Genomic DNA, 15,418 nt, shown 5'->3' with positions numbered 1-15,418 from the left:
CAAGGCCTCGATCGCCGAATTCACCGACCTGCGCTGGGTGACGATCGAGGATCCGGGCCAGCATTATCCGTTCTGACCCGGCCCCGCCTTGAGCTACCGAGCGTCAAATAGCCAGTGAGGGCGTGAAGCGAACGCTGGCGGATCGCATCTGGCCGGGCGCCAGCACGATGCGGCCGGTCTCCTCGCCGCCTGGCCGGTTGAAGGCATCGGTGATGTTGCTGACCGGCTCGGCGCAAAAATACGGCTCGCCCGGCGGCGTATAGAGGACAAGGAAATCGAGCGGCGCCTCGGCCTCGATGTCCAGTTGCCGTCCCTGCTCCGGCCAGGAGATCCGGGCGCGGCGGGTCCATCCGGTGAAGACCGTGTCGAAGTCAACCTCCGACACGTCAAAGCCAGTGGATGGATCGGCCCCCGCCGGCGGCAGGACGTGGCGCGTTGGCAAGACCTCCGCATCCGTTTCCCACATGCCGGACACCGGCGCCTGGACGTGCGTCCACGGCGTCGACGGGAAATAGGGATGGAGCCCGAAGCCGAGCGGCATCGGTGCATCCGACAGATTGCGCACCGTGACGGTCACGCAAAGCCTGCCGTCGGCCAGCAAGATTTCCTGCTCGGCCTCATAGCTCCATGGCCAGGAATCGGCGGTGTGGCGATAGCGCAAGACAACCGCGCCAGCTTCGTGCCGCGCGACAGTCCATGGCCTGCGCCAGCCATGGCCATGCTCATGATGCGGATCGTCAGGGGCCGTCGGCAGCTCAACGATGCGTCCGGCGAATTCGAAGCGGCCGCCCCTTATGCGGTTGGAGTAGGGCACGAGCGGAAAGCAGGCCATGGCGCCCGCATCGCGGCGATCGATCGCCGCCGGATCCGCCGGGCGTAGCCAATCCACGGCAGCGTCATTTCGCCACCAGCGATACGACGCCAGCGCGCCGCCGGTGGCCGGAGCAATCTCTGCCGTCGCCAGGCCGTCGCTGATCAAGACCAGCTCCGCGTGCCGCGCCGTGGAATTCTTTGCCATCGCCATTTCCCCTCCCTTGACTCCCGTCGCCATCCCTTTAAAACATATCATATGAATAGTATGAAGAATAGAAAATCCTTCAGCGCCGCGCGCACGTCGAGGGTCGCGGTGGCGGTCTCCAGCGGCTCCACCGCGCTGCACGCAACCGTGGTCGAGCAGATCGGCTTGCGCATCGTGCAGGGCGACTTCCTGCCTGGCGAGGCCCTGCCCAATGCTGACGATTCCAGCGAGATGCTAGGCGTCAGCCGCACGGTATTGCGCGAGGCGATCAAGGTGCTGGCGGGCAAAGGCCTCGTCGAATCGCGGCCAAAGACCGGCACTCGTGTGCGTCCCCGCTCCGACTGGAACTTCCTCGATCCGGACGTTCTGTCGTGGCGCTACGCCGGCGGCGTCAGCACCGAGGACGTCCGTGCCCTGTTCGAGCTGCGCCGCGCCATCGAACCAATGTCTGCCGCCCTTGCCGCCCAGCGCGCCACGCCGGCGCAGATCGCCGAGATCCATGCCGCTCTGGCCGAAATGGAGGCGCTCAGCGACGATGGGGACCGCTTCGCCAAGCCCGACCTGGTGTTCCACCAGACGATCCTGCGCATGACCGGCAATGAGCTGATCGGCTCGCTGGCGGCGCTGGTCGAAACCGCTCTAGTGATGAGCTTTCGCCTCTCCAACGACAATCCGGAAGGGCAGCGCCATTCCTTGCCGCTGCATCGGGAGGTGGCCGAGAAGATCGCCGCCGGTGACGCACCCGGCGCGCAAAAGGCACTGCTGGTGCTCATAGACAATGCCGAAGACGACGTGCGCCGCAGCGTCGAGAACCGCAACAAACGCCGCAACGATCGGGGCCAGCAATCGTGACCGAGACCAAACGCAAACTGCGGTCCGAGGCCTGGTTCGGCGGCGAAGGCAAGAACGCCTTCATGCACCGCAGCTGGATGAAGAACCAGGGCATCCCCGCCGATGCCTTTGACGGCCGCCCGGTGATCGGCATCTGCAACACCTGGTCGGAACTGACCCCCTGCAATGCCCACTTGCGGGCGCTGGCCGACCACGTCAAGCGCGGCGTCTATGAAGCCGGCGGCCTGCCGCTGGAGTTTCCGGTGATGTCGCTGGGCGAAAGCAATATGCGCCCCACCGCCATGCTGTTTCGCAATCTGGTCAGCATGGATGTCGAGGAATCCATCCGCGGCAATCCGATCGACGGCGTGATCCTGCTTGTCGGCTGCGACAAGACCACGCCGGCGCTGCTGATGGGTGCCGCCTCGTGCAACCTGCCGACCATCGCGGTCTCCGGCGGGCCGATGCTCAACGGAAAGTTCCGCGGGCAGGATATCGGCTCGGGCACCCATGTCTGGAAATTCGCCGAGGATGTGAAGGCGGGCCGCATGCAGGTCGCCGATTTCCTCGCCGCCGAGCAGGGCCAGAGCCGGTCGGCGGGCAGCTGCATGACGATGGGCACGGCGTCGACCATGGCCAGCATGGTGGAGGCGCTCGGCATCGGCATGCCGGACAATGCCGCGATTCCGGCGGTGGATTCGCGCCGTGGGGTGCTTGCCCAACTGGCCGGGCGCCAGATCGTCGATCTGGTCCGCCGCGACGTGACGATTTCGCAGATCCTCACCAGGCAAGCCTTCGAGAATGCCATCCGTGTCAATGGCGCCATCGGCGGTTCGACCAACGCGGTTCTGCACCTGATCGCCATCGCCAACCGGGTCGGTGTCGATCTCGGCCTCGATGACTGGGACCGCCTTGGCCGCGACGTTCCAACCATTGTCGACCTGATGCCGTCGGGCCGGTTCCTGATGGAAGATTTCTACTATGCCGGGGGGCTAGCTGCGGTCATGGCGTCGCTTGATGAAGTGGGGCTTCTTCATCGTGACTCCATGACCGTCAGCGACAAGACGATCGGTGAACTGATCGACGGGGCGCCCAACTACAATAGCGAGGTCATCCGGCCGCTGAGCGAGCCGCTGACCAAGGAAGGCGGCATCTCGATCCTGCGCGGCAATCTGGCGCCCAATGGGGCGGTCATCAAGCCGTCGGCCGCAACGCCCGAACTGATGCAGCATCGCGGCAAGGCGGTCGTCTTCGAAAACATCGAACATTACTACGCCCGCATCGACGATCCGGATCTGGATATCGACGCCTCGTCGGTGATGGTGCTGAAGAACTGCGGACCGCGCGGTTATCCCGGAATGGCCGAAGTCGGCAACATGCCGCTGCCAGCCAAGCTGCTCAAGCAGGGCGTCTCCGATATGGTGCGCATCTCGGACGCGCGCATGAGCGGCACCGCCTACGGCACCGTCATACTGCATGTGGCGCCGGAGGCCGCGGCGGGCGGCGCGCTTGCCCTGGTTCGCGACGGCGATCTCATCGAGCTCGATGTCGCCGGCCGCCGGTTGGAGTTGCTTGTATCGGAAGAGGAACTGGCGATCCGCCGCCGCGACTGGAAGCCGCCGGCACCGCCCCAAGGCGGCTATCAGAGCCTCTATGTCGAGCGCGTGCTGCAGGCCGACAAGGGTTGCGACTTCGACTTCCTCGTCGGTCGGCGTGACGCCGGCATTCCCCGGCATTCCCATTAGAGAGGCACGCGATGACGGATCAGATCGACGGCTACGCGACCTACCCCAGCCTCAGGGACCGCAGCGTGTTCATAACCGGCGGCGGCAGCGGCATCGGCGAAAGCCTGGTGCGCCATTTCTGCGCGCAAGGCAGCCGCGTCGCCTTTGTCGACCTGGCGGAGGAGCCTTCACGGCGCCTGGTCGAGGCGATCGCGGCCGAGGGGCATACGGCGCCGCTGTTCATTCCCTGCGACTTGCGCAATGTCGAGGAACTGCAGGCAGCCACGGCGCAGGCGGCTGCACAAAACGGCCCGATCCAGGCGCTGTGCAACAATGCCGGCAATGACGACCGCCACCAGACCAAGGACGTGACACCAGCCTATTGGGACGACCGCATGGCGGTCAATCTGCGCCACCAGTTCTTCGCGGCCCAGGCCGTGAGGCCACAGATGAGCGCGCAGGGCGGCGGCTCGATCATCAATTTCGGCTCCATCACCTGGATGGTCGGCGATCCCGATTGCCCGGCCTATGTCACCGCGAAAGCCGCGGTCTACGGCATGACGCGGGCGCTGGCCCGCGAACTCGGCCCCGAGCGCATCCGCGTCAATTGCATGGTGCCCGGCTGGGTGATGACCGAGCGCCAGATGCGCCTGTGGCTGAACCCGGCCGGCGAACGCCAGATCGAGGAAAGGCAATGCCTGCCCGACAGGCTGCAGCCGTCCGATATCGCGCGCATGGCGCTGTTCCTCGCCGCCGACGACAGCCGCATGTGCACAAGCCAGCAGTTCATCGTCGATGGGGGCTGGGTGTGACCCGGACAGCCCCGAAAGAGGAAGGGAATCTCATGCGTCTTGTTCAGTTCAAAATGCCCGATGGAAGCCGGCGCGTCGGCCGCGTCTCCAAGGATGGCGACCACCTGCATCCGCTCAAGGGAACAACCACCGTCCTGGAACTGGCGGAAGCCGCGATCGCGCGTGGCGTGTCCATCGCAGCGCTCGTCGAGGAGCGCACGACGGCGGAACAGGTCGACTACGACCAACTGTTGAATGGAGGCAGCGTGCTGGCTCCGGTCGATCATCCGGAACCGGCGCGTTTCCTGGTCACCGGCACCGGCCTGACCCACACCGGAAGTGCGGCCGCGCGCAACCAGATGCATGTGCTAACCCATGGCGAAGGTGCCGCGGAATCCGATTCCCTGAAGATCTTTCGCATGGGATTGGAGGGAGGCAAGCCAGCCGCCGGACAGATCGGCATCCAGCCCGAATGGTTCTTCAAGGGCGTCGGCACCTGCGTCGTGCCGCCCGGCGCGCCGCTGCCGATGCCGGCATTCGCAAAGGCCGGGGCCGAGGAAGCCGAGATCGTCGGGCTTTATCTCAACGGACCGGACGGCCATCCCTATCGCCTCGGCTATGCGCTCGGAAACGAATATTCCGACCACGTGACGGAGGGCGAGAACTACCTTTATCTCGCCCATTCCAAGCTCCGTTCCTGCTCGATCGGCCCGGAACTGCTGATCGGTGATCTGCCGGAAGAAGTGCGCGGCCATTCCCGCATCACGCGCAATGGCGCGGTCATCTGGGAACAAGAGTTCCTGTCGGGCGAGGCACACATGTCGCACTCGATCGCCAATCTCGAACACTACCATTTCCGCTACCCGATGCATCGCCGGCCAGGCGACCTGCACGCCTATTTCTTCGGCGCGGCGGTGATGAGCTACGCCTCCGGCGTCCAGACGGCTCCCGGCGACGAGTATGAAATCCAGGCACCGACATTCGGCAAGCCACTGCGCAACCGGATGGTTTCGGTGCCGGACGAGGGACTGATTACCGTCACCCAGCTGTGACGGCAAAAGTCCGGAGCATACGGTCCACCAGAACGAAAATGGGAGATTAAAAATGGGACTGAAAAAACTGTTTCTGAAGATGGCGACGATCGGGCTCGGCATCGGCCTGATGACATCGGCGGCACTGGCCGCGAACCTGCGGGTGCTGGCCTGGGACGGCTACGCGGATGCCGACTGGGTCAAGGACTTCACCGCCAAGACCGGCATTGGCGTCGATGTTGTGTTCATCGGCAGCGACGACGAGATCTGGGCCAAGATCAAGGGGAGCGAAGGGCAGGACTTCGACGTCTTCGCCGTCAACACCGCCCAGTTGCAGCGCTACATCAAGGCCGACCTGGTCTCGCCGATCGACGTGACCAAGCTGCCCAACCAGAAGGAGGTGCTGCCGCGTTTCCGTGACCTGAGCACGGTGAGCGGCGTCACCAAGGACGGCAAGGTCTACGGCATCCCGTTCTGTTTCGACTCCATCGGGCTGATCTACGACACCGACAAGGTCAAGCCGGCGCCGACCTCGATGTCGGTGCTGTGGGATCCGGCCTATAAGGGCAAGATCCTCGCCTACGACAATGGCGAGCACAATTTCTCGTTCACAGCGCTGACGCTCGGCTACAAGGATCCGTTCAACCTGAGCGCCGAGCAGATGGCGGCGGTCAAGGCCAAGCTGGTCGAGCTCAAGCGCAATGTGCTGAGCTTCTACACCACCGCCGACGAGGCGCAGCAGATCTACCAGAACAACGACGTCGCGCTGATCTGGGCCAATTACGGCCAGCAGCAGGTCAAGGCGCTACAGAAGATCGGCGCCCATGTCGCCTACGTCAATCCGAGCGAAGGCGCGCTCGCCTGGCTCGACAACTGGGTGATCTCCAAAGGTGTCCGCGACAATGCGGCGGCCGAGAAGTGGATCGATTTCATGCTGAGCAAGAAGGTCGGCGGCGAGCTATCGGAGCGCACCGGCTTCGGCAACACGGTGACGGAAACCAGCAGCGCCGGCGGCAACGACAAGCTGGTCTGGCTCAACAATGTCGAGGATCCGCTCAAGCGTTCGGACATGTGGAACGAGGTAAAGGCAACGCCCTGATTTCGCTGCCCCACCTTCAAGACCCGGCGGTTCGGACGTTCCGGACCGCCGCAGCGTAAGCGAGAGCATTTCATGAACCAGAACACCGACCTGCTGACGCTGCGGTCCGTCTCGAAATCCTACGGCCCGGTGCCCGTGCTGCACGACATCGACCTGTCGATCCGGGACGGTGAGTTCCTCACCGTCCTTGGACCGTCGGGCTCGGGCAAGACCACGGTCCTGCGGCTGATCGGCGGGCTGGAGCCGCTGACGGCTGGCGAGATCCACCTTGAGGGCCAGGACATCAGCCGCATGCCGATCAACCGGCGGCCGTTCAATACGGTGTTCCAGGATTATGCACTGTTCCCGCATATGACCGTTTCCGGCAATGTCGGCTACGGGCTTTCGGTGCGCCATATTCAGCGCAAGGAGATCGCACGCCGTGTCGCGGAAGCCTTAGAGCTGGTGCAGCTCGGACGTTTCGCCGATCGATTTCCAGCACAGCTTTCCGGAGGCCAGCGCCAGCGCGTGGCGCTCGCCCGGGCGCTGATCTGCCAGCCGCGCCTGATCCTGCTCGACGAGCCGCTCGCCGCGCTCGACCTCGAGTTGCGCCGGCAGATGCAGGAATTCCTGAAATCCATCCAGCGCGAGATCAAGACCACCTTCCTGTTCGTCACCCATGACCAGGAGGAAGCCATCGGCATGGCCGACCGGATCTGCGTCATGCAGGCTGGCCATATCCGCCAGCTCGGCACACCGCACGAGCTTTACTACAAGCCGAACTGCGAGTTCGTGGCGCGCTTCTTCGGCGAGAACAATCTGGTCGCCGGAAAGCTCGGGCCGGTGCAGGGCGAGCAGCGGCCGATCGAGACGGCACTTGGGCGCCTGGTCTGCTCGATCAGCGGCCAGCCGCATCTGAAGGCCGCGCCGGATGGCGCCAGCGCCTTCGCGGCGTTCCGTCCCGAGGCCTTGCGCATTGCCGATTGCGCCGACGGCGACAACCACCTTTCCGGCACGATCGCCGATCTGGCCTTCGCCGGCTCGTCGACGGTCGCCACGGTCATGGCGGGGACGGACAATGCCACGCAACGCCTGCGGCTGCGCATGCCGAGCCGGATCGACGGCAGCGCGCTGAAATCCGGCGAGACGGTCTCGCTCTCCTTCGCGCCGCATGAAGCCCATCTGGTGCTGGCATGAGCAAGGCCGGCTCGACACACACTGAGCAAGGGCACCTGTCGCTGCTGGTGACGGTGCTGGCTTTTGCCCTGCCGGTGATCTTTGTCCTCGTGCCGCTGGCGATCTTCCTGATCTACAGTTTCTTCAGCGTCGACCAGGGCACGATCGTCTACGCGCCTACACTTGGCAACTATGTCAGGTTCTTCAGCGACCCGATCTTTCTGCCGGTGTTCTGGAACACCATCGTGCTGTGTGTTTCGGTGGCCATCATCTGCATCCTGCTCGCCTATCCCGCCGCCTATTTCCTGACGACCCTGAAAGGGCGGTGGCGCTATGCCTTGCTGATGCTGCTCCTGGTGCCGCTCTTGATGAGCTACGTCATCAAGATCTATGCGATCCGCAGCATCCTTGGCCTCAACGGCTTCCTCAACAAGGCGCTGGTGGCGCTCGGCATCCTTGAGCAGCCGTCGACGCTTTTCGTGTTCAACATGAACGCCATTCTTTTGACGCTGAGCCTGCTTTTGATCCCCTTCGCCATCCTGCCGATCTTCCTGTCGCTGGAACGGATCCCGCAGACCTTGCTGCGCGCCTCGGACGACCTTGGCGCGAGCGGCTTGCAGACGTTCCTGCGCATCACCTTGCCGCTCAGCCTGCCCGGTGTCGCCTCGGCGGCGAGCTTCGTCTTCGTGCTGGCGATCGGCGATTTCCTGACGCCGCAGATGGTCGGCGGCATCAGCGGCTTCACCTTCGGCCGCATCCTCTATAGCCAGTTCGGCACCGCCTATAATTGGCCGTTCGGCGCGGCGCTGTCGGTGGCGCTTGCGATCGTGGTGATCTGCGCAATCCTCATCGGCGAACGGTTCGGACGCAGCCGGGGGACCTCGATATGAGCGCCCTGCCCCGGCCTTCCACCCTCTTCCTGGCCGCGATCACGACGTTGGTCGCCGTGCTGCTCTACAGCCCGCTATTCGTGCCGATCGTATCGTCGTTCTTCACCATCTCGCATGGCGATGTCGACTGGTCGTCGCCGACGCTTTCTACCTATCGGACGCTGGCAGGAAACCACGACATACTGGCCGCCCTGCGCACCACGCTGGTCGTCGGCCTGTGCACCGTCGTGCTCTCGGTGGTCAGTGGGACGCTGCTGGCGCTCTACTATCACGGCCGCCGCTCAGGACGTTCGGTGCTGCAGTTCATCATCTTCCTGCCGTTCCTGATGCCGCCGATCATCAGCGGCCTGGCGCTGCTGATCTTCTTCCGCGAGATCGGCCTCGAACGCTCGCTGCTGACGGTCATCATCGGGCATACCGTCTTTGTGCTGGCGATCGTCTATCGCACCGTGCTGATGCGGCTGCAGTCGATGAGCCGCACGCTGGTCGAAGCGTCCTTCGATCTCGGCGCCACCGGCTGGCAGACTTTCTGGCGCGTCATCCTGCCGAACCTGTCGAGCGCCATGGTCGGCGGCGCCATCCTTGCCTTCGCCCTGTCGTTCGACGAAACGATGATCACCATTCTGGTCACCGGCACGCAAAGCACGCTGCCGGTCAGGCTGTGGGCGATGATGCGGCTTGGCTTCTCGCCCGACATCAATGCGCTGGTGGCGCTGATCCTGATGTTCACCGTGCTGCTCTGCGTACTCGCCGCCCGTTTTCTGATCCCCAGGCAGATGGCGACGGAACGGGCCTGAGTTACCGAGCACCTGTCATCGCGGTAAGGCAGTCGGGTTAAAGATCGAAGATCCGTCCCGGATTGAGGATGTTCTTCGGGTCCAGCGCTGTCTTCAGCCGCCGCATCGTGGCGATTTCGGCCTCGCCGCGCACCAGATGCAGCCACTGCTTCTTGTCGAGGCCGATGCCGTGCTCGGCCGAAACGCCGCCTCCCGCCGCCGCCACGCCGCGATAGATGATGCCATATGCCGCCGCCGGGTCCGCCGTCAGGACCTGATAGTGCAGGTTGCCGTCGCCGAGATGGCCGAAGACATAGATGTCGGCGCTGGGATCGACGGCATGGATGGCGGCGTCCGCTTCCCGCAGAAAGGCGCCCATGCGCGCCAACGGGATGCTGATGTCGACGCCGATCAGGCCTTTGATCGAAAACAGGACACGATTGGCGTCCTCCCGCACGTCCCAGAGCGCACGGAATTCGCGCGGCGATTGCGAGACGACCACATCGTCGACCACGCCGTCCTCGACCGCCTGCATCAGAACCTCGGCGAAGCGCCCGCCGTCGCGTTCGGGCTCGCTGCCCTGGATCTCGGCCAGCACATAGACCGGTGAGCCGGTCGGCAATGGTGCCGGCATGGCCATGCTGCCGACCATGACGTCATAAAGCGGCGCGAAGTTGACCTCATAAGCGGAAAGTAGCGGCCCAAGCTTTTGCCGCAGCAGCCCAAGCAACGCGATCGCCGCATCGAGCGAAGGCAGCGCGCAGAAAGCGTTCACCTCGGATGCCGGCTTGGGATGCAGCCTGAGCGCGGCGCGGGTGACGACGCCAAGCGTGCCTTCCGCGCCGATGAAGAGCTGGCCGAGGTCGTAGCCGGAATTATCCTTGGGCAGGCCCTTGAGCGAGGTCAGGACACTGCCGTCGGCGAGCACGGCCTCAAGCCCTAGTACCTGCGCCCGGTACATGCCATAGCGCAGCACGCGGATGCCGCCGGCATTGGTCGCGATATTGCCGCCGACAGTGGCCGAACCCCGCGCGCCGATGTCGACGCCGAACATCAATCCGGCGCCATCGGCTGCCTCCTGCACCACCTGCAGCGTCGCGCCCGCTTCGGCGACGATGCTGGCGGCCTGAACGTCCGGAGCGGCAAGGCCGGTCATGCGCTCCAGCGACAGCACGATCTCGCCGGGCTGGACGCGCGCGCCACCAGCCAGCCCGGTGCGTCCGCCATGGACGACGACCGGCTGGCCGACAGCGTTGCATCCGGCAAGTGCTGCCGCGACACCAACGGTATCGCGTGGGCGCAGCACTACTTCGGGAAGGACGCCAAGCTTGCCGTCGGGATCGTCGCGATAGCGCTGGTCCACCTCGGAGCCAGCGAGCACGCCGCCCGCGCCCAGCCGATCGCCAAGGGCGGACAGAAGTCGTTCCGTTTCAGGCGACATCGAGCTCAGGCGTCCGTGCGGCGAGAGAGGTCGTCTCTAGCAGCAGGATGGTCCGATGATGATCCTTGTTCAACACGCTCGCCACCCTTCAACTTCGGCCGACCGACCTTATTCGTCATCGCCCGCCATGCAAGCGATATCGGCTTGTCCGCAAGCGACGGGACGAAACCTCCTACCGGCATCAATCTCGAAGAGACGAGATCGATGCTGGTAGGATGTTATCTGCTTACTGCAGCTTGGCCTGCAAGGCGTTAACATCGTCGGTGGTCATTTCACCGTCGGTGGTCACTTTGCCGTCGACAATCCTCCACAGCCGGAACGGACCGGTGATGTCGCCGAATTTGTCGAAGGCGACCGGACCGATGACGCCTTCATAGCGGATCGGCTTGCCGTCCTTGATCAGGCCGAGCGCCTTGGCGAATTCCTCCTTGCCGGCGAAGATCGGCGTGCCGGCGGGGTCGACCGCCTTGTACATGGCATCCCTGATCTTGGCCGGATCCTCGGAGCCGGCTATGGCAATGGCCAGCCCGACGATGGCGCCGGCATCATAGGAACGGTCGGCCGCCGGGTTCGATGGCTCGATGCCGGAGAACGCCTTGTAGTTCTTGGTGAAATACTCGGTCGATGCGGTCGGGCTGGTGCCGGACGACGTGCCATAGGCGTCCTTCAGGTAATCGGCGCCGACCGATTCGATGAAGTCAGGGCTGTTCATGCCATCATTGAGCAGGAATTTCTGTACGCCGCCCTGCGAAATCCAGGTGCGGGCGATGGTGGCGCCATCGACCGGCGTGCTGACCAGATAGAGTCCGTCCGGCTCGCCTCCCATCGCCGCCGTGACCTCGGAAGCATAGCTCGACTGCTTCTCGTTGTAAGGCGTGTCGGAGACGATGGTGCCGCCGAGCGCTTTATAGGCGCGCGAGAATTCGGCCACCATGTTGACGCCGAAATCGTTGTTGACGTGAATGATCGCCAGCTTCTTGAAGCCCCTGTCGATGGCGTATTTGGCCGCGGCCACGCCCTGCAGCGCGTCCGAGGTGATGGTGCGGAAGAAGATGCCGTTGGTCTTGCCCTCGCGGCCGAGCGCGGTCAGCGTCGGCGAGGACGACGCCGGCGAGACCTGGACGATCTTGGCCGGCGCGGTCACCGAGGTCAGGATCGGGATCGACACCGAAGAGATGATGCCGCCGATGATGACCGGCACCTTCTTGACCTGAACCAACTGGGTCGCGGCATCGACGGCGATGTTGCCCTGGCTCTGGCTGTCGCGCGTGTCGGTGACGAGATCGCAGCCGCGCACGCCACCGGCGTCATTGATGTCGCGGAAGGCCATTTCGACAGACTTGGCGCCGGCCTGGCCGTATTCGCCGGCGGGACCGGTCAGTTCCATGACGAGACCGACGGTGATCTTGCAGTCGGCGGCCTGCGCGGCACCGGCAATCGTGACAAGAGCGAGCGCGGTGGTGAGTTGGAGTATCGTCTTTCTCATTGTTGTTCCCCTTGAGTTTATACGAACTGGTTTGACGTCTGGAAAGTGTCAGTGTTCCGGCACCTGCAGCCAGGTTTCATGCAGATGCCGCCATTGGACGCCATTGGGCGCCGATGAACTGGTGGTGAAAACGGCACTCGACTGGCGGCGGCTATGCTTGCCGCCGCGCAACTGCGCCTCGACATAGAGGACGACGATCGTATCGCCGCCCTGCCAGCCGGGCTTGATGTCCTCGATCGAGATGGCGAAGCCGTCGTCGCATGTGGCGCGGCTGGAGCGGACGTGGTCAACCACGGCGTCACGATCGAGTATCTGACCGCCTGGTGCGATCATGGTCAGGCCTTCGCCCATGACGGCTTCGAAGCGGCCGAAATCCACTTTGTCGGCGCGCGCGGCGACGAACCAGTCGGTGAAGAAGCGGTGCAGGTCGATGACTTCGGCGCTGGCCTGCGAAAACAGCCTGTCGTCCATCGTTTCACACCCGGCCCGCGTTGAGATTATAGTGCATGATCGAGCCGTGGCGGCCATTGCGGTCACGCTCCAGTGTGTAGACGTCGCCCTCAAGACCGGCACCCTGCGCTATGACGGCAGCAATCCGCGCGCGGTCATCGGCATCGAGTTCGATATCCATGATCTTGGCGTTGGCCAGCGCGTGCGCCTGGTTGCGGGCACCGACGATGACGGCGGCCACTTGCGGCTGCTCCAGCACCCAGGCGCTGGCGATGGTGGCAATGTCGACGCAGTGACGATCGCCTACGATCTTCAACGCCTGAAGCAGTTGCTGGAACAGGTCCCAGCCGCCGAAATCATCGATGATCAGCTTGTATTTGACCAGCGACCGGTTTTCGAGCGGCGTCGCGGGTTCGGCCACATCGAGCCATCTGTCGCTGAGGAAGCCGCCCGCCACCGAGCCGTAACAGAGGAAGCTGACGCCGTTTGTCTTCGCAAGTGCGGCGAGGCTGTGCGCAGGCCGCTGGTCGAGCACCGAATATTGCAGCTGCTGGCTGACCAGCGGGATGCCGGCGGCCAGGATTTCGGCGAGCCGGGGCGTGTCGAAATTGGTGGTGCCGAGATTGCGCACCTTGCCTTCGCGCCGAAGCTCGTCGAGCCAGCCCATCGCCTCGACATAGCGAGGCTGCGCATAGTCCCACCAGTGGAACTGCACGAGATCGAGCCGCTCGGTCTTCAGCCTGCGAAGCGACTGATCAACGATGCCCCTGATATAGTCGCGGCTGATGCCGGCCAGCCGTTCCAGATCTGGCACCAGCTTGGTATGCACCTTCATCCTGGCCGCCGCATCGAGGCCGCGCTCATTGGCAAGCCGCAGGCGCGCGGCGCCGATCAGTTCCTCGACGCCGGTGTAGATGTCGGCGCAGTCATAGGTCCAGATACCGGCATCGAAAGTGGCGATCAGGTCGGTCACCGCCTGGCTGCGGTCGATGGCGCCGTGACCGCCGGCGAGTTGCCAGCCACCGCGGATGACGCGCGAGATCGCGTAGCCGGGGCCGAGTTCGAAGGTCTTGGCACTCATCTCTGTTCATTCTCCTTCGGCAGCGGCACGGCCGTGGTTTCGGCATGGCTGAACCGCCGCTTGGCCAGCCTGACGATCCGCAGCCTGCTGGCGCAATTGGGATCGGGACAGGCGATCTCGGCGTCCGAGGTCATCCAGTCATTGGCGTGGGTCGGGCGCTGCTTTGCCGCAAGCAGCGGCAGCACGGCAGCGAGCGAATAGATCGAAAAGCCTTGTCCGGCCGGCATCGACAGCATCTCGCCCTTGAGTTCGAAATAGTCGCCGGCCTTGGCGCCGCAATAGATCGGCTTGCCTTCGGGGATGACCGCCTCGACGCGAAGATCGAAGAGTTCGAAACTGTCGTCAGCCATGTCAGGCCCCCATCAGGCTGAAAGTGATATCGCAGGCGCCGGTGCGGCGGATGACGCCGCAGGCGGCTGCGAACTGTTCGCGCTCCTCGGCAACCACCTGTGCCACCACGCTGCCGGCCAGCCAGCCGATCGGGAACAGAAGCCGCGCCCCTTGCCCATAGAACAGGCCGATGTCGAAGATCGCATTGGGATTGCCGCCCCACATGCGCGGCGGCACGTAGGACAGCACGATATCTCCGGGCTGCGGCGTCAGGGTGGCGTTCTCCGCCGGCAGCGGTCGGGCATAGGCCTGCCCCTCGAGATCGGCTGATGGAACCGGACAGGAAATCTCAGGTCCGGTCCACATCGCATGGATGCCTGGGACGACGCGTGGCGCGGCGAGATACGCTGTGAGGAAGTCTGCGTTTTCCGGCGCCTTCACTGGCAGCAGCACAGCCGTGACGGAAAGCTTCGAGTGTGGTTCGGTGATCCGGATGGAGGTCATGTCTGATCTTTCCCAGCCGCGGATTGCAGCTTGCTGCGCAGGAAGGTGAAGGGCCGGCTGATGTCGGCGACCAGCGAGGCGCGCGCCGCCTGTGCGTCCTGCGTGGCCAGCGCCTCGACAATGCGGCGGTGATACTGCGCGGTGTCGACCTCGCCGGCTTCCGAGAAGGCATAGATGGCGACGCGGATGCATGGCCCCGATTGCAGCCACAGGCTCTCGATCATCGGGATCAGCACGGCCGAGCCGCAGGAGCGGTAAATCTCGAAGTGAAAGCTCTGGTTGAGTGTCACTTCGCGGTCGACATCCTTCTTGTGCTTCAGCGCCCGCATTTCGTCCCATTCGGCCAGAATGGTTTCGATGGTGGCGATCTGGCGCGGACCCATGCGGGCGGCGGCCAGCGCGATCGCCTCGCCCTCGATCAGGATGCGAGCCCGCAGGAGATCATCGAGGCGATCGAGCGTGATTGGCGGCACACGCACCGAACGATTGGGCAACGCCTCCAGCGCCTTCTCCGTGATCAGCCGTCCGAGCGCCTCGCGCACCGGCATGGTCGAGGTAACCAGCGCATCGGCAAGCCCACGGATGGTCAGCACCTGGCTCGGTTCGAACAGGCCGCCGATCAAGGCGCGGCGCAATTCGGAATAGACGCGATCCTGCACGGTCTCGCGGCCGACCGGCGCAAGCTGGGCCGCGATCGCCTCGTTGTTCTTTTCGACGGCAGCCTTTTGCATGGAATTCCGTTCTCGGCCCGTTTTCGGCTTGCGGAGGAAATTAAAGCCGAATATCGTGATCAAAGCAAGCGTGATCACAA

The 15,418-nt window shown here is 64.2% G+C and carries 16 protein-coding genes; 8 read left to right on the top strand and 8 right to left on the bottom strand.

Annotated features, from left to right (window positions below):
* Positions 1–103 precede the first annotated feature (103 nt).
* Positions 104–1,018, bottom strand: a complete 915-nt coding sequence (locus FJ548_RS18640) for an aldose 1-epimerase (protein WP_140778629.1) — start codon at positions 1,016–1,018, stop codon at positions 104–106.
* 60 nt (positions 1,019–1,078) lie between these two features.
* Between FJ548_RS18640 and FJ548_RS18635 the strand changes: the two genes are divergently transcribed.
* The 8 genes from FJ548_RS18635 (at position 1,079) to FJ548_RS18600 (ending at position 9,336) form a co-directional block, all read left to right on the top strand.
* Complete coding sequence (locus FJ548_RS18635) at positions 1,079–1,870, top strand: FadR/GntR family transcriptional regulator (protein WP_181168836.1); 792 nt, start codon at positions 1,079–1,081, stop codon at positions 1,868–1,870.
* Positions 1,867–3,594: an IlvD/Edd family dehydratase gene (locus tag FJ548_RS18630; RefSeq protein WP_140778628.1), complete on the top strand. Its 1,728-nt coding sequence runs from the start codon at positions 1,867–1,869 to the stop codon at positions 3,592–3,594. Before FJ548_RS18635 ends, FJ548_RS18630 begins: the two co-directional genes overlap by 4 nt.
* Positions 3,595–3,605: 11 nt before the next feature.
* Positions 3,606–4,385 (top strand): SDR family oxidoreductase, encoded by a 780-nt coding sequence (locus tag FJ548_RS18625; RefSeq protein WP_140778627.1) that lies wholly within the window; start codon positions 3,606–3,608, stop codon positions 4,383–4,385.
* 32 nt (positions 4,386–4,417) lie between these two features.
* Positions 4,418–5,416: an AraD1 family protein gene (gene araD1, locus FJ548_RS18620; RefSeq protein WP_140778626.1), complete on the top strand. Its 999-nt coding sequence runs from the start codon at positions 4,418–4,420 to the stop codon at positions 5,414–5,416.
* A gap of 52 nt (positions 5,417–5,468) precedes the next feature.
* Positions 5,469–6,494: an ABC transporter substrate-binding protein gene (locus FJ548_RS18615; RefSeq protein ID WP_140778625.1), complete on the top strand. Its 1,026-nt coding sequence runs from the start codon at positions 5,469–5,471 to the stop codon at positions 6,492–6,494.
* Positions 6,495–6,566: 72 nt separating this feature from the next.
* On the top strand, positions 6,567–7,670 hold the full coding sequence (locus tag FJ548_RS18610; protein ID WP_140778624.1) for an ABC transporter ATP-binding protein: 1,104 nt from the start codon (positions 6,567–6,569) through the stop codon (positions 7,668–7,670).
* Positions 7,667–8,539 (top strand): ABC transporter permease, encoded by an 873-nt coding sequence (locus FJ548_RS18605; RefSeq protein WP_140778623.1) that lies wholly within the window; start codon positions 7,667–7,669, stop codon positions 8,537–8,539. The genes FJ548_RS18610 and FJ548_RS18605 overlap by 4 nt, the downstream gene beginning before the upstream one ends.
* Positions 8,536–9,336 (top strand): ABC transporter permease, encoded by an 801-nt coding sequence (locus tag FJ548_RS18600; RefSeq protein WP_140696479.1) that lies wholly within the window; start codon positions 8,536–8,538, stop codon positions 9,334–9,336. The genes FJ548_RS18605 and FJ548_RS18600 overlap by 4 nt, the downstream gene beginning before the upstream one ends.
* A gap of 37 nt (positions 9,337–9,373) precedes the next feature.
* Here FJ548_RS18600 and FJ548_RS18595 read toward each other — a convergent pair whose 3' ends face one another.
* From FJ548_RS18595 to FJ548_RS18565, 7 genes are all read right to left on the bottom strand, one after another.
* Positions 9,374–10,756: an FAD-binding oxidoreductase gene (locus FJ548_RS18595; RefSeq protein WP_140607395.1), complete on the bottom strand. Its 1,383-nt coding sequence runs from the start codon at positions 10,754–10,756 to the stop codon at positions 9,374–9,376.
* 226 nt (positions 10,757–10,982) lie between these two features.
* A complete protein-coding gene (locus tag FJ548_RS18590; protein WP_140607396.1) occupies positions 10,983–12,242 on the bottom strand; it encodes an ABC transporter substrate-binding protein in 1,260 nt (419 codons plus the stop codon).
* 48 nt (positions 12,243–12,290) lie between these two features.
* Positions 12,291–12,713, bottom strand: a complete 423-nt coding sequence (locus FJ548_RS18585) for a DUF4440 domain-containing protein (protein WP_140607397.1) — start codon at positions 12,711–12,713, stop codon at positions 12,291–12,293.
* 4 nt (positions 12,714–12,717) lie between these two features.
* Positions 12,718–13,773: an aldo/keto reductase gene (locus tag FJ548_RS18580; RefSeq protein WP_140607398.1), complete on the bottom strand. Its 1,056-nt coding sequence runs from the start codon at positions 13,771–13,773 to the stop codon at positions 12,718–12,720.
* Positions 13,770–14,123 carry a TIGR04076 family protein gene (locus FJ548_RS18575; protein WP_140607399.1) on the bottom strand — a complete coding sequence of 118 codons (354 nt, stop codon included), beginning with the start codon at positions 14,121–14,123 and terminating at the stop codon, positions 13,770–13,772. The genes FJ548_RS18580 and FJ548_RS18575 overlap by 4 nt, the downstream gene beginning before the upstream one ends.
* A 1-nt stretch (position 14,124) precedes the next feature.
* Positions 14,125–14,607 (bottom strand): DUF3830 family protein, encoded by a 483-nt coding sequence (locus FJ548_RS18570; protein ID WP_140696476.1) that lies wholly within the window; start codon positions 14,605–14,607, stop codon positions 14,125–14,127.
* Entirely contained in the window at positions 14,604–15,338 is a 735-nt protein-coding gene (locus tag FJ548_RS18565; RefSeq protein ID WP_140607401.1) for a GntR family transcriptional regulator, read from the bottom strand. Before FJ548_RS18565 ends, FJ548_RS18570 begins: the two co-directional genes overlap by 4 nt.
* Positions 15,339–15,418: the final 80 nt, after the last annotated feature.

This window comes from Mesorhizobium sp. B2-4-17 (assembly GCF_006441275.1).
Classification (GTDB): Bacteria; Pseudomonadota; Alphaproteobacteria; order Rhizobiales; family Rhizobiaceae; genus Mesorhizobium.
This window is presented reverse-complemented; position numbering and strand designations above follow the sequence as displayed.

What these genes read in the sequence shown, in the direction of transcription:
- FJ548_RS18640 (WP_140778629.1), bottom strand. Translation starts at nt 1,018, where the DNA reads ATGGCAAAGAATTCCACGGCGCGGCACGCGGAGCTGGTCTTGATCAGC.
- FJ548_RS18635 (WP_181168836.1), top strand. Translation starts at nt 1,079, where the DNA reads ATGAAGAATAGAAAATCCTTCAGCGCCGCGCGCACGTCGAGGGTCGCG.
- FJ548_RS18625 (WP_140778627.1), top strand. Translation starts at nt 3,606, where the DNA reads ATGACGGATCAGATCGACGGCTACGCGACCTACCCCAGCCTCAGGGAC.
- araD1 (WP_140778626.1), top strand. Translation starts at nt 4,418, where the DNA reads ATGCGTCTTGTTCAGTTCAAAATGCCCGATGGAAGCCGGCGCGTCGGC.
- FJ548_RS18615 (WP_140778625.1), top strand. Translation starts at nt 5,469, where the DNA reads ATGGGACTGAAAAAACTGTTTCTGAAGATGGCGACGATCGGGCTCGGC.
- FJ548_RS18610 (WP_140778624.1), top strand. Translation starts at nt 6,567, where the DNA reads ATGAACCAGAACACCGACCTGCTGACGCTGCGGTCCGTCTCGAAATCC.
- FJ548_RS18605 (WP_140778623.1), top strand. Translation starts at nt 7,667, where the DNA reads ATGAGCAAGGCCGGCTCGACACACACTGAGCAAGGGCACCTGTCGCTG.
- FJ548_RS18600 (WP_140696479.1), top strand. Translation starts at nt 8,536, where the DNA reads ATGAGCGCCCTGCCCCGGCCTTCCACCCTCTTCCTGGCCGCGATCACG.
- FJ548_RS18595 (WP_140607395.1), bottom strand. Translation starts at nt 10,756, where the DNA reads ATGTCGCCTGAAACGGAACGACTTCTGTCCGCCCTTGGCGATCGGCTG.
- FJ548_RS18590 (WP_140607396.1), bottom strand. Translation starts at nt 12,242, where the DNA reads ATGAGAAAGACGATACTCCAACTCACCACCGCGCTCGCTCTTGTCACG.
- FJ548_RS18585 (WP_140607397.1), bottom strand. Translation starts at nt 12,713, where the DNA reads ATGGACGACAGGCTGTTTTCGCAGGCCAGCGCCGAAGTCATCGACCTG.
- FJ548_RS18580 (WP_140607398.1), bottom strand. Translation starts at nt 13,773, where the DNA reads ATGAGTGCCAAGACCTTCGAACTCGGCCCCGGCTACGCGATCTCGCGC.
- FJ548_RS18575 (WP_140607399.1), bottom strand. Translation starts at nt 14,123, where the DNA reads ATGGCTGACGACAGTTTCGAACTCTTCGATCTTCGCGTCGAGGCGGTC.
- FJ548_RS18570 (WP_140696476.1), bottom strand. Translation starts at nt 14,607, where the DNA reads ATGACCTCCATCCGGATCACCGAACCACACTCGAAGCTTTCCGTCACG.
- FJ548_RS18565 (WP_140607401.1), bottom strand. Translation starts at nt 15,338, where the DNA reads ATGCAAAAGGCTGCCGTCGAAAAGAACAACGAGGCGATCGCGGCCCAG.